At 61.5% G+C, this 13715-nt stretch carries 11 protein-coding genes; 1 reads left to right on the forward strand and 10 read right to left on the reverse strand.

What is annotated here, in order from left to right:
* The first annotated feature begins 121 nt into the window (after positions 1–121).
* Complete coding sequence (locus ACTRXA_RS05045; RefSeq protein ID WP_442426114.1) at positions 122–1615, forward strand: ArnT family glycosyltransferase; 1494 nt, start codon at positions 122–124, stop codon at positions 1613–1615.
* 17 nt (positions 1616–1632) lie between these two features.
* On the opposite strand, the gene ACTRXA_RS05050 is transcribed toward ACTRXA_RS05045, so the two are convergent.
* From ACTRXA_RS05050 to ACTRXA_RS05095, 10 genes are all read right to left on the reverse strand, one after another.
* On the reverse strand, positions 1633–2016 hold the full coding sequence (locus ACTRXA_RS05050; RefSeq protein WP_442426115.1) for a hypothetical protein: 384 nt from the start codon (positions 2014–2016) through the stop codon (positions 1633–1635).
* On the reverse strand, positions 2013–3320 hold the full coding sequence (locus tag ACTRXA_RS05055; protein ID WP_442426116.1) for a sulfite oxidase: 1308 nt from the start codon (positions 3318–3320) through the stop codon (positions 2013–2015). The genes ACTRXA_RS05050 and ACTRXA_RS05055 overlap by 4 nt, the downstream gene beginning before the upstream one ends.
* Positions 3321–3451: 131 nt before the next feature.
* Positions 3452–4453 (reverse strand): NADPH-dependent aldehyde reductase Ahr, encoded by a 1002-nt coding sequence (gene ahr, locus ACTRXA_RS05060; protein WP_442426117.1) that lies wholly within the window; start codon positions 4451–4453, stop codon positions 3452–3454.
* Between the two features lie 143 nt (positions 4454–4596).
* Complete coding sequence (locus tag ACTRXA_RS05065; protein ID WP_442426118.1) at positions 4597–4902, reverse strand: hypothetical protein; 306 nt, start codon at positions 4900–4902, stop codon at positions 4597–4599.
* A 150-nt stretch (positions 4903–5052) separates the two neighbouring features.
* Positions 5053–6600 carry a glutamate synthase-related protein gene (locus ACTRXA_RS05070; RefSeq protein WP_442426119.1) on the reverse strand — a complete coding sequence of 516 codons (1548 nt, stop codon included), beginning with the start codon at positions 6598–6600 and terminating at the stop codon, positions 5053–5055.
* 175 nt (positions 6601–6775) lie between these two features.
* A complete protein-coding gene (gene mgtE / locus ACTRXA_RS05075; RefSeq protein WP_442426120.1) occupies positions 6776–8083 on the reverse strand; it encodes a magnesium transporter in 1308 nt (435 codons plus the stop codon).
* Positions 8073–8930, reverse strand: coding sequence for a magnesium transporter MgtE N-terminal domain-containing protein (locus ACTRXA_RS05080; RefSeq protein WP_442426121.1), 858 nt, complete (start codon positions 8928–8930; stop codon positions 8073–8075). Before ACTRXA_RS05080 ends, mgtE begins: the two co-directional genes overlap by 11 nt.
* Positions 8923–9765, reverse strand: a complete 843-nt coding sequence (locus ACTRXA_RS05085) for a mechanosensitive ion channel family protein (RefSeq protein WP_442426122.1) — start codon at positions 9763–9765, stop codon at positions 8923–8925. Before ACTRXA_RS05085 ends, ACTRXA_RS05080 begins: the two co-directional genes overlap by 8 nt.
* 164 nt (positions 9766–9929) lie before the next feature.
* A complete protein-coding gene (locus ACTRXA_RS05090; RefSeq protein ID WP_442426123.1) occupies positions 9930–11108 on the reverse strand; it encodes a PepSY-associated TM helix domain-containing protein in 1179 nt (392 codons plus the stop codon).
* Positions 11109–11223: 115 nt separating this feature from the next.
* Positions 11224–13665: a TonB-dependent siderophore receptor gene (locus ACTRXA_RS05095; RefSeq protein WP_442426124.1), complete on the reverse strand. Its 2442-nt coding sequence runs from the start codon at positions 13663–13665 to the stop codon at positions 11224–11226.
* Between the last annotated feature and the right edge of the window lie 50 nt (positions 13666–13715).

Raw genomic sequence — 13715 nt, forward strand, 5'->3', positions numbered from 1 at the left:
GCTGACAAAGATTGGAGAATTTCAGTCCTGCGGCTCCGGCATATTATGGATTGAAAGTTCATTCCAGGTACAATCCGTTTCCCGCCGGGGTCATCCGGTCATACTAACCCGATTGTCGCCCATGCAGGAATCCCAACTTCCGCAAAAATCCGACCCGGCACACACCCGCTGCGATACGTGGTGGACGCTGGGAATCCTGGCGGCGGTGTGGACCTGCCGCGCCGTGGCGGCGGCGGTGGTGCCCATCATGGACGAAACCGAGGCGCGCTATGCGGAGATCGCGCGCAAGATGGTGGAGACAGGCGACTGGATCATGCCGCAGTTCGATTACGGCGTGCCCTTCTGGGGCAAGCCGCCGCTCTCCACCTGGTTCTCCGCCACCGGCATCGCTCTCTTCGGCCCGGGGGAGCTGGGTCCGCGCCTGCCCATCCTCGTCCTGTCCGCCGCCCTCCTGGTTCTGTTCTGGCGGTTCGTGAAGGAGTGTGCGGACGCCACCACCGCGCACCTCGCCACCCTCCTGCTGGCCACCAGCTCCATTTTTTTCGCCGCCGCCGGAGCGGTGATGACCGACCTCGTCCTCCTGTTTTCGCTGTTCGTGGTGATGAGCGCCTGCTGGCGTTTCACGAGGGAGTGGAATCCAAAACACGCACGCTGGATGTTCGCCGCCATCGGCATCGGTCTGCTCACCAAGGGACTCATGGTGGTCGCGGTCGGCGGACTCCCCATCGCGGCCTGGCTGGTCCTCACCCGGAAATGGAAACCGTTCTTGACGAAACTGCCGTGGGGAACGGGACTTCTCATCGCCTGTGTCATTGCGGTGCCGTGGTACGTCGCGGCGGAGATGCGGACGCCGGGATACCTGAATTATTTTTTCATCGGCGAACACTTCAACCGCTTTCTCGTGCCGGGTTGGGAAGGCGACCGCTACGGCTTCGCGCACGCGCAACCGTTCGGCATGATCTGGGGGTTTTACCTGCTGGGGCTCGCCCCGTGGATCGTGCTGGTGCCCGCATGCCTGCTGATCACGCGCCGCAAACCGGAATGGATGCAATGGCGCGAACAAAAGGGAGACCAAGGCGAGTTCATCCTGTTCCTGTTGTGCTGGATGCTGGTCCCCGCCGTGTTTCTGACGTTTGCGCGCAACATCATCTGGACCTATTCCCTTCCTGCCGCGCCGCCCGCCGCGGTTCTGCTGGCGCTGTCTTTGCACGCTGTACCGTCACCCTCCAAAGTCCTGCGCACGGTTCAGGTGACAACGGCGGTGATGATCGCAGGGTTGACGGGCTATCTCTTGTTCGCAGCGCAGAAGGACACCGCCTGGCCCCTGCCCACGCACAAGGGCGTGGTCGCGGAATACAACAGGGTGTGTGACGGCGACCCGGACTGCCGGCTGTGGGTGTTCGGCGAACGTTCGTTTTCCGCCGAGTACTACACGCGGGGAAAAACCAAACGTACGGAACGGGTGAACTTCCTGCTTCACGACTCGCGCGGAAACAAACGCGATTTCGTCGCGGCGCGCGATCACCTGCTCGACCGCCTGCATCCATCCGAGAAAAACCACTTGAAGCAGGTCGCGCGTTTTGGCGACCTCGCCTTATGGCGGGTTGAGCGGTGAACGGGTCAGGGCAGGATTTATAACGGATTCGGCGGGTAGTGGAATTCGTACATCGGGTTGGGGTGGGGCCGCCCTTCCCCGCCCGGCGCAGTGGCGGTGGGCCCGCGGTGTTTCGCCAGGTAATCGAGTATGGATTTGCGCACCTCCGGTTCCAGTTCCCACAGGCCCTGCTTCTCCTGCATCCAGGTGATGAGCGCATCCCATTCGCTCCGGCTCATGCGGTTCTGCAGAATGAGCGCGGCGTTGTGACACACCGTGCAGTTGGCAATGACCTCGTCGCGCCCTTTGCCCTCAGGCAACCCGGCGTTGGGGTCGATTTCCTCCGCCCACATGGGAGGCGCGGCCCATACGACGAACACAAAAACAAGAAGGACTCTCCATCCAGGAAGCGGCGGTTTCATCTTACGGTCACCGCAATGCGGTGCATGGCGTTGTTGAGGTAACCCGACGGATTCCATCCCGGCACCACCATCGGTTGCATGACGCCCATCTCATCCGTGGCGCGTGCCCACACTTCGTAATAGCCCGGCGCGGAAAACCGCACCTGCGTCTGCCAGCGTTGCCAGGCGTAACGGTTGACCGGTTCCTTCAACTGCGCCACCTGCCACGTCGCACCGAAATCGACCGACACGTGCACCGCCGCCACCGAGCGGTCCCCCGCCCAGGCGTGACCGCGCACGAACAGGGGCTGGCCTTTCTGGATTTCGATCCCGGTCTGGGGATGCGTGATGAGCGACTTCACCGGCATCGATTCGATGATTTCCATATCCTCCTCCGGCACCGGCGTTCCGGGTTTCACCGGGTAACGCGGCACGCGGTAGTGATCCATCTTCTGCCCGTCGTGGACGCGGTCGCGCACCCAGATGCGCTTCAGCCATTTGGGCGACGTCGATCCCGGCCAGCCGGGTGTGACCAGCCGCAACGGAAACCCGTGCAGGAGCGGCAGGGGTTCGTCGTTCATTGCCCACGCAACCAGCGTGTGTTCGTCCATCGCCTTGGCGATGGGGGTGCCGCGCGAAATCGACACCTTGTCCGGCTGACCCGACAGGTGCGAGTCCGCGCCGTAATACCCGGTGTACACGGCGGAAGCTTTTATGCCTGCGGCGTTCAACACATCACCCAGACGCACACCGGTGAAGCGCGCGCAGCCAATGGCTCCGAACCGCCACTGGTTGCCTTTCGCCGAAGGATAAAATCCGGCGCGGCCGTTGCCGCCGCATTCGATCTGCAACGCGTAGGTGTGGTGCTTGAACTTGCGTTTCAATTCATCGAGCGTGAGGGTGAGCGGCCGGTGCACTTCGCCGTCCACGGTGAGAGCCCACGCGCCGGGGTTGTCGGTCTCGCCGGGAGGCAGGCCGTTGTTGCGCACGAAAAAATGTTCTTTCGGTGTGAAATCGGCGTCGAGCAGGTGCGGCGGCGGTTCGGCATTGATCGGCCGGTCATTGTGCACGATCAACCCGTTTTTACCTTCGATGACGGGATTGGAACCGGATTCGGCGAGCGCGACGGGGAGCCATCCCTGCGGCAGGAACCGCGCATGAGGGAGGTGCGCGCCGATGGTGAGCGCCATGAAGGCGAGGCCCGTGTCTTTCAGAAAACCGCGGCGGGAAACGGGATCCACCTCGCGTCCCCACAGTTCCCAGTCAGCTTTTTCAGGATCGTCACGGTAAAGCTCAAACAAACCGCGTTCTTTTTTTCCTGGCATTCTCACCCTCCATAAAGGGCAACGCACTCAATTAGAGAATACCGCTTTCACGCAGGAAAACAAAAACATAAATGGAGGGGAAAAACCGTTTCCCTCATCCGTTCGTGCGAAGTGTACTGAATGGCGAGCAGTCAGTGACTGAGCACCGCGCGGTACCGCACGTTGCCCTGCTTGAGCTTTTCTATCGCGTCGTTGACCTGCGAGAACCTGAACTGCTCGACCACCGGCTGGATGCCGTGGCGCCTGCAGAATTCCAGCATGGTGGCGATGGTGGCGGGGCTCCCCACCGGCGAGCCGGAAACCGAACGCTGCCCGATGAGCAGCGGAAATATTTGCAGGTCGAGCGGCTCCAGCGTGGCGCCGACGAAATGCAGGCGCCCGCGCGGCTTGAGCGCGTTGACGTACAGGTTCCAGTCGAGCTTCACGTTGACCGTGGAAATGATGAGGTCGAACGACCCCGCTGCGGCCTCGATGGCTTTCGGGTCGCGCGAGTTGACGACATGGTGCGCGCCCATCCCGCGTGCTTCTGTTTCCTTGGCCGTATCGGAAGTGAACGCCGTCACCTCACATCCCCACTTGCTTGCGAACTGGAGCGCCAGGTGGCCCAGCCCGCCGATGCCGATGACCGCAACATGGCCGGTGGGCTCGATGCCGAACTGCACGAACGGATTGAACACGGTGATGCCGCCGCAGAACAGCGGGCCGACGGCGGCGAGGTCCAGGCCGTCGGGCAGAGGCACCACGCTGTGCGCCCGGGCGCGGACCCTGTCGGCGAACCCGCCGTGATGACCGACGATCGTCTCCTGCGGCGCGGCGCACAGGTTGTGGTCGCCGGTGGAACAGGAACCGCACGTCCCGCAAAATCCCGCGTGCCAGCCCAGCCCCACATGCTGGCCCACTTCCAGGTTGCCCACCGCATCGCCCTTCTTACCGATGCGCCCGACGACTTCGTGACCCGGCACCACGGGAAACTGCGTGATGCCCCAGTCGTTGTTGACGACGCTGACATCGCTGTGGCACAGGCCGCAGTGCAGGACGTCGATCTCCACCTCATCGGACGGCAGGACGCCGGGATCGTATTCGAACGGTTCGAGCGGCTGACCCGCCTGTTTCGCGGCGTAGGCGTTGATCATGTCATCGGTCTCCTGGAATGAAAGGCGAAGGAATTTATTGATTCCCGGACCATCGTTCGTCTTCCGGAAATCTCTCCAATAAAATGTCAGCGTTGGATCCGTCCGCTCCGCGCCGGGCGCAGTTCGCTCCACGCCGGGTGGGGTCAGTCTTCGGCCATGGCTTCGGAAAATTCGAAAATCAGGTTGAGCGCGCCGACGACGCGGGTGCGGTCCTTGTCCAATCCATCCATATCCTCGATCGACTCCTCGCAACCGCTTTCCTTCAATACGTCGCGCACCGTGCGTCCGTCGGGGAGCACACCGTCAAGACTTCTGAAAGCGGTCATTTCCTGTCTGGCGTGTTCGACGATCACCTCGTAATCGTCGACCGCGTGGATGGACTTGTAGGTTTGCAGGGATTTCGGGATCTGTCCCGAGTATTCATTCAATATGGGGTGGACGGTACCCATGATTCGACACACTCCTCTTTATAAAAGGAACCGGGGAACACCAAACCCATCCCCGGTTCGAAAGTTTGAGATTCGATCCCCGATTCTACGACAGGCGGAAGGTGGCTGTCAGCAAAAGAAGCGAGGCCGTGAATTTCCCACCGGTTTCGCTCAGCGGCCGCTCATCCCGCTGAACGGAATACCGGAGAGATCGCTCATCTCGCGTTTCCACGTGCTCAGGTCGCGTAGCGAAAACCGATTCAGATGTTCGTGGCCGCAGGCGCGGGCCATGACCTGCATCAATTCCACCGACGCGTTTAGAAACCGGGTCAGTCGTTTCGGCGCTTCTTGCGTGTCCAGGATCTTTCTGCGTTCCGGGTCCTGAGTGGCGATGCCCGCCGGGCAGTTGTTGGTGTGGCAGATGCGCGCGGCCACGCACCCGATGGCCTGCATCGCCGCGTTGGACAGGGCGATGGCGTCGGCTCCCATCGCCAGCGCCTTCACGAAATCGGGCGGCGTGCGCAAACCGCCGGTGATGATGAGCGTCACGTGGTCGTAGCCTTTGTCGTCGAGGTACCGCCGGGCACGCGCCAGTGCCGGGATGGTGGGCACGGAGATGTGGTTGCGGAACAACAAAGGCGCGGCGCCCGTGCCGCCTCCGCGTCCATCGACGATGATGTAATCCGCTCCGGCCTGCACCGCGAACTCGATATCGTCTTCAATGTGCTGCGCCGAGGTTTTGAATCCGATGGGAATGCCGCCCGTGACCTCGCGCACGCGGTCGGCGAATTTCTTGAAGTCACCCACCGAATGCAGGTCGGTGAAGGTCGGCGGCGAGACGGCATCCTGCCCCGGTTCCAGTCCGCGGATTTCCGCGATGCGTTCGGTGACTTTCCTTCCCGGCAGGTGGCCGCCGGTTCCGGTCTTCGCGCCCTGCCCGCCTTTGAAGTGGAACGCCTGCACCTTTTTGAGAAGCTCTTCCTTGTAACCGAACTGCGCCGACGCCAGTTCGTAAAAATAACGTGAGTTGTTTTCCTGTTCTTCCGGCAGCATGCCGCCCTCACCGGAACAGATGCCCGTGCCCGCGGCCTCCGCCCCCTGTGCCAGCGCGATCTTCGCTTCCTCCGACAGCGCGCCGAAACTCATGTCCGAGACAAGCAGGGGGATTTTCAGGGTGAGCGGTTTTTTGGCGCGCGGGCCGATGACGACTTCGGTGCCGACCTCGATTTTTTCCTGCAGGGGTTGCTGAGAAAACTGAGCGGTCAGAATCTGGATGTCGTCCCAGCGCGGCAACTCCGGCGCGGGCACGCCCATCGCCGCCACCTCGCCGTGGGGCCCAACGCGTTCCAGCCCGTTCTGAGCGAGTTCGTGAATGTACTTGACGGTCGGCTCTTCCTTCGTCGGTTTGACTCCGGACTCCCCGGCGTCGCCTTCATTCTGCGAGTCGGTATCCGCCTCCTGTCCTTCTTCCCCGTCTTCGGACAGGGAGGAATGCGTGCCGTCGCAGTACGGCGCGTCTTTCGTGTGCTTGCACATGCACAGGTACGCCGTTTCGTCCTTGTCTGCCTTGAACATTTTCGGCTGGAACGAGGTGCCCTTGTGCGAGCCGTCGCAGAACGGCTGGGTTTTGGACCGGCCGCAGGAACACCAGGCGTACACCTTGCCTGCTTTCAGTTGCACTTCAGTGGGTTGGGTGTCGGCCACCACGGGTTTGTCCACGATGCGCTCCTTTAAATATTCATTATATGAAGTGACCTCAGTGTATCAAGGCCTGCCGGAGTGGGCCAATGTTTATGCGCGGTGGTGAAACCCCATGCGTTTTTTTTATAAAGCGGCGGGCTTCACAGGTATGGATGAAACGCTTGAAAGATTGAGGACAGGGACGTCCCGGAGATCAAAGAAATCCGGAAAGCAGGGTGGCGATGCCCAGGAAGGAGAAGAAGCCCATGACGTCGGTGACGGTGGTGAGGATGATGGACGACGCGGTGGCGGGGTCCTGCCCGACGCGCACCAGCACGATGGGCACCAGGGCGCCCGCCACGCCGGCGATGACCATCGACAGGATCATGGAGATGCCGATGACGCCGGTGAGTCCCGCCGACCGGCTCCATAAAAACACGCCGAGGCAGGTGGTGGCGCACACGCCGACGCCGTTCATGAACCCGGCGCGGCATTCCTTCCACACCACGCGAGGCCAGTGGCGGGTGGTGATCTCGCGGATGGCCAGGCCGCGCATGGTGACGGCCAGGGCCTGCGCGCCGGTGTTGCCGCTCTGGCCCGCCACCACCGGAAGCAATACGGCCAGCGCGGTGAAGCGCGCGATCATGTCCTCGAACAAACCGACCACCGCCGCCGCCAGGAATGCGGTAACGAGGTTGATCTGCAACCACGGCTGGCGTTTGCGCACGGCGAAAATGGCTTTTGACAGGGCGCGTTCGTCGCGACTCGCACCCACCATCGCCTGCACGTCCGCCGTCGCATCCTGTTCCACCGCGCGCACCAGCGTGTCCTGCCAGATGACGCCGAGAAGTTCGCCATGCAGGCCGACCACCGGAATGCTCTGGAACCGGTGCTTGTCGAACAGCGCGACGATTTCTTCCTGTGGTGCGAGCGGTTCGACGAACACCGAGACCGGGCCTTTGATCTCGTCCAGCAACTGTTCCGGCCGCGCCGACACCAGCGTTTGCAGGCTGACGCGTCCGGTCAGCCGCCGCGCCTCGTTCTGCACGAACAGCACCGACTTCACGCGGTACCCCGGCTGGCGCAGGCGCTTCAGGGTCTGCTCGACGGTGAGCGTGCCCGCGTACGGTTCGACGCGCGGGTCCATCATGTTTCCCGCGGTGTCCTCCGGGTACTGCATGAGCGCGGTGAGTTCTTTTTTGACAGCGGGAGAAACGAGATTCAGGTAGTCTTCCGCATTTTGGGGGTCCACCTGGTGGAGGATGGCGACCATCGCCTTGGGATCGGTCGCGGCGACCACGTCCTTCACCCGTTCATCATCCAGATAAGGCAGGATGGAAGCGGCCAGCGACGGCGACAGCTGTTCGACCACGGGAGTGAGCTGGACGGAAGGCATCCGGTTGAGCAGGACCGCCGCCGATTCCGGTTCCAGTTCTTCCAACCGGCGCGCGGCGGCACGCGGATGCCCCTGGAGGAATCGCCGGTTCAGGGCCTCGGCTACCGTGCTGGCATCACCGCTCATGGTCATCCTCCTTTACGGGAGCCGGCCTGGGCGGTTCGAGAAACGGCAATGACACCATGCCACGCACCCAGGCGGTGGTGGCAAGCAGGAACAGGGGCACCAGGCTTTCGAACAGCGAAGCGTCCTCCACATTCGCCTGACCCGTGTCCAGCGCTTCCCGAACCTGCGCCGCCTTCAGCACGCCTTCCAGTTGATGATCGACATTGAGCACCGGAAGCGCGTGTGCGTGGTGCCATGCAGGGAAGGCACGCACCGTGGTGAGCGGAGCCTGCACCAGGACCGGTTCGATGCGCGGGTCGAGCAGTTCCGTCACCGGCCGGTCCGGTGGCTCCTGCAACAACCTTGCGATCTCCACCGCGCCCACGTAGCTGCCGTTTCTCTGCATGACGAAAAAATACTGTCCTTCACTGGACTCCGCGCGGCGGAGCTGGTCGAGCGCTTCCTCTACCGTGGCGGAATCCGAAACGACGGGCAACGGTTCCGACATCCAGTGCCCCACCGAATCGGGGCGGAAAGTGATCTGACGGCTCAATGCCTTCTGTTTCTTTTTCGGCAACGCCTCAAGCAGGCGTTTTCGGGAATCCGCATCACTGAGACGCAGGGTGTGACTGGCGCGGTAGGAAGAAAGAAGTTCGATCCGTTCTGCGGCTTCCCGGGTCGTCCAGTGGCTCATGCACTGCACGAGGTACCACGGCAGGAGTTCCTCCATCACCGGCGCCGCGTCTTCCGGTTCCATCGACGCCAGGTAGGCGGCGGAATCTTTTGGCGGCATGGCTTCCAGCACGCGTGCGGCCTCGCCGGGAAAGGCGGACAGGTAATGCCGGGTGAATTCGATCGCGTCATTCATGTTCGTTTTGCCCGATCAACTGTTCCATGGGTTCCTGTTCAAACAAACTGGCCGGAAGAATCAATCGCCCCTCCTTGGTCGCCAGCACGACGGAGGTCGGTGTGAATTCAAGGATCACCCCTTCGCGTTTTCCCCAGCGCACGCGCTGGCCGATCTCGTACTGCTTGTGCACGAAATGCGCACCGATGAGGTTGCTGACGAAGGTGCGTCCACCCAAACCGAACGCCAGCGCCAGGCTGCCCAGAAACGACGCCGCGCCGATGGCAATGAGGGTGGACAGAAACGCCACCTCGATGCCGATCTGGTCGAGACCGATCACCAGTGCGGTGATCAGCGTCGCGCCCTGCGCCAGTGTTCCCAGCAGGCTTGCCTGCGGGATGCCCGCCGTGTCCGCGGTGGTGATGGTGAGGTCGCGCACCAGGACGCTCAACAACACACCGGCGATGAGGATGATGCCACCGGCGAGAAACGTGGGCAGGTAATTGACCACCTGGTTCAGCCACTGCGCCACCGCATGCAGGCCGAGGATGTCGGTTGCGAACTTGACGAAAAAAAGAATGACCGCCCAGAAAACGATTTTGCCGAACAGGTCGAGCGCCGGGTGCGTTACCTGAAGGTGAGGAGCGGTGCTCCGTTTGATGGGCGTGCGGCTGAGCACCCGGTCGAGCGCCACCACCGTCTTCACGCAACCGACCTGCGCCAGGCCCGCCACCATCCAGCCGACCGCAAGCAGGGCGGCCGCGCCAAACAGGTTCGGCAGGTAATCGATCAGGTTCTGAAGGGCGGGCAGGCTGGCCCTTTTGATCTCTTGAAACCAGGAGGAGAGGAAATCCATTCAGGTCACCTCATCGTGTTCCAGGTAATTGGAATTGGAGCCGGTTGGGAAAGCGTGAACCGGTAATCATGATCCCCCTTCCGGTTGCACGTTCTATTATTCTAACGCACTCAAAGAATAAAAACAGGCAAAAGAAAAATGAGGAAGCGGGGGGTGCTGCGTTTTCAGGAAACGGATTCGTTGGGAGCTTCGGACAGGTTGGTTGCAGCGGAGGCCGGTCGGACGGTTTTATCGGCCATTTGGGAGGAAGCCCCGCGGCGGCGTTTCCAGAACAGGAACCCGCTGACGAACAAAAGCGCGGGACTGAGACCGATGATCACCGTCAGCACGCGCCCGGCTCCTCCCCAGAAACGCCCGATGTGAAGCGGGTACTTGAGGTCGGAGGCCACCTGCCCGGACGAGGCCTGACGGAAGCTGTGCACCATCATCGCTTCTCCCGTTTCCGGATGCAGGGCGAGGTAGGTGGAACCGTTGGGGTGCGGATTTTCATCGAACCGCATGCGCAGGACAAACGGCGCGTCGGAAGTGCGCGGCGGACGCAGCCACGTGATGGTTGCCTCCGGCAGGATCGATTGCCCCCGTGCCATCAGTTGTTCCGCGGGCATGGGGTGGTTGACCGGGGCCGTGAGGTTCGGCGGCAGCGGCCGCATGGGTCCTCCCAACACCGACTCCAGCACAACGTTGGCGGCCTTGTGAAACACCATGCCCGCCCCGGTGGCGATACTGAACACGAGAAACCCCATCGACACGATGCCGATGAAGCGGTGAAGGCGGAACACCCGGCGCATTCCGGTTTCCTTCCACCCGATACGGAACGCGCCGGACCAGCGCCCGCCGCGCGGCCACCAGAGCACCAGCCCCGTGCCCAACAGCACCAGCGCCACCAGGCCGATGGCGCCCATCACCGTCTCACCGGTTTCCCCCGCGAGCAGGTGCACGTGGAGATCATGCAGGGTTCCCATCAACCCGTCATGATCTCCACGCAAACCGAGGAGGCGCGTGGTGTAAGGGTTCACATACACTTTGCGAGTGCCGCCCGCGTCCTGAATCCAGACTTCCATCGCGTGATCCGGTTCGCGCGGCAGACGCACGTTAATCACCTGCGCGTTCGGGTGGGCTGCCCGCACTGCATCCAGGGACGCGTCGATGCGGTGCGGGCCGTTCTGCGGTTCCACCCGCCACAGATCGGGATTCAACGCGTGGTCGATCTCCTTGTGGTACACGAGGAGACTGCCGCTCAGTCCCGAAACCACCAGCACCAGACCGGCGGTGAAAGCCAGCACCAGGTGCACACGCCGCATCCATTGACGCAGTCGCTGGGATGAGGGAGTCGAGGCTTTCATGATTTGATGTTCCCTGTAAAAATGCAACGTTTCAAGACATCACCAGATCCCGTTTTTCCTGCAGGGCCGATCTGTCCCGGGACATGACTCCACTCTCCGGATGAACTCCGGTGAATCAATAATCGAGCTGCACACCCAGAATGAAGGACCGGCCCGGTGAGGGAAGTCGTCCTACCGGACTCACGTCGACGCCGCGGAAGTAATAATCCTCGTTAAACAGGTTGTTCACCGAAAGGCCGACGTTGAGGTTGTAGCCTTCCATTTCAAAATCCCGGCCGACCCGGGCGTTGACCAGCGTGTATTCGGGGAGTTCTCCCGCACTGCCGTTAGCCGTTTCCTGATCCGTGTTCGCGGCATCGCTGTAACTTTCGCTGACATAGAGTGCCGTAAGCCCAAAATCCCACTGCTCGTGCCGGTAACCCCCGCTCAGGCTCACATGATGGTGCGGTGCATACGGCAACTCTTTGCCCTTGTTCGCGCCGGACCGTTGCTCGGTATCGAGGTAGGTGTACGACAAGCTGAGGTTGGCATTTTCCGTCACTTCCCAGTCCGAGGTCAACTCGATGCCGTGGTGGAGGGTTTCGCCCAGGTTTTCGAACCGCGCAGTGCCGCTGTTGAACTGGATCTGGTCGCGGTAGTCGATGACAAACAAGGTGGCGGATGTTTGAAGATTGGGTAATACCTGAAACCGGCTTCCCAGTTCGTAGTTCCACGCCGTTTCATTGGCCACGTCGCCCGCGCGCGTGACCTGTGCCGTCTGCACCGGCACAAGCGAACGCTGGGCGTTGGCGAATACGAAGACGCGATCCGTCGCCTCATACCCTACGGTGATGCCCGGAAGCAGCCTGGACGCATTGTTGGTGTCCATGACGCCGTTCAGGTTGTTGCGAAAATCCATGTACACGTTTTCGTAGCGCACGCCGGGTGTCACCGCAAGGCGGTCGTTCATGAACCGGATGGTGTCGCTGGCATACACGGCGAAGGCGTCCACATCAAATGCCCAGTCCCGCGCCACGGTGCGGGTGCCGGTGGCAAATTCCACGCGGTTCACATCGAAATCCACTCCCTCCCGCACGTAACGCGCACCGACGATGATGGTGTGGTTGTCGATGCGGCGGGTCAGGCGCGGCTCGATCCCCATAACGGAGAAAATGCGCGGCGAGTCGGCTTTGTGGGTGGCCGGAATGGCGGGATCGAACACGTTGCCGCCACCCAGGTTCTGGCCGAAGAAAAACGTGCGGTCCGCCTTGTGGTAAAAGTTGCGCCACTCGAATTCCGTATTCTTGTCCGGCGTGTAGGTCCAGGTGAGGGTGGCGCGAAACATGTCCGCATCAAAACTGTCATGCGGCCGTTGCGAGCTGGTGCGGTCCTGTTGGTACCGGCTCGGGCTCAACGACCCCGGCAGTTCCGCTTCCACATTGTAGTATTGGAACTGGAAGGCCAGTTGGTTCTGTTCATTGGGAAACAAGTCCGCATCGAAGATGAAATTGTGGACCTCGGTGTCGGAATGGTCTCGGAAACCCTGTCCCTGCAGTGTGTTGTATTGCAGTTGCAGTCCCAGCTTGTCGGTGGCGAATCCGCCGATGCGAAAATACGTGTCCGTCATGATGTTGCCGGTTTCCTCGGAGATGGTGATGCGTTCGCCCAGAGTCTGCGAAAGCTCGTAGGGAATGGGACGGGTGATGAAGTTGAGCACACCGCCGACGTTGTTCGGTCCGTAATGCACCGCCGCGCCGCCGCGCACCACGTCGATCGTTTCAATGCTCTGCATGGTGAGGGGAAACAAGGACAAACCGATGTTGCTGTATGGACCGATGGCAACGGGGTACCCGTCTTGCAACACCTGAATGCGCTGACTGCGAAGCGGCGTGAGACCGCGCACACCGATGTTCGGCAGAATGCCGACACCCGTTTCGTCGAGGATGGTGACGCCGGGCACGGTACGCAGGGTGTCTTCCAGATTCAATGTTCCCCGGCGCTGGATCTGTTCCTCGGTCACAACGCTGCGGGAACCGCTGTAGGTACGCACGCTTTCCGGCGTGGGCGGCCCCAGCCAGTCCCCCTCCACCTTCATCTCCGGGAGGGAACCTTTTTTGATTTTTTCCGCATGCTGCAGTGTCACCGTATTGGCATCCTTGAATTCAGCAGACAGTTCCGTCCCCGCCAACAAAATCTCCAACGCCTTCCGGGCCGTGTGCTCTCCCGACACCCCGGACGTCGAAACGCCTTTGACGTCCGCAGTCCTGAAGGCAACCTGCAAGCCGGACTGATCGAAGAACTGCGCCAACGCCGATCCCAAAGGTTGCGGCGGAATATCGAACGATTTCACATCTCCCGCCTGGGCCAGCTGCATTCCGCTCGCATCCGCAACCGCAAACTTTTGAGAAAACGCCGAGTGGAAGGGTTCGCCTGCATACGCATCATCCACACCAAACGAATGCAAAGCAGGCAGGACCGCTACCAACGCGACAGCAAGGCCTGTTCCAAAAATGTTTCCTGTATTTTCCAGACCCCTGCCCGGTAAGGCGCGGCGCCGCTTTATGCCGATGAATGCCATTGCATTCCTCCTCTTTCCAGTTCATGCACGGCATCCTTCCGCCAAAGGCA

The organism is Nitrospina sp. P1_D6, assembly GCF_052156615.1.
Taxonomy (GTDB): Bacteria; Nitrospinota; Nitrospinia; order Nitrospinales; family Nitrospinaceae; genus Nitrospina.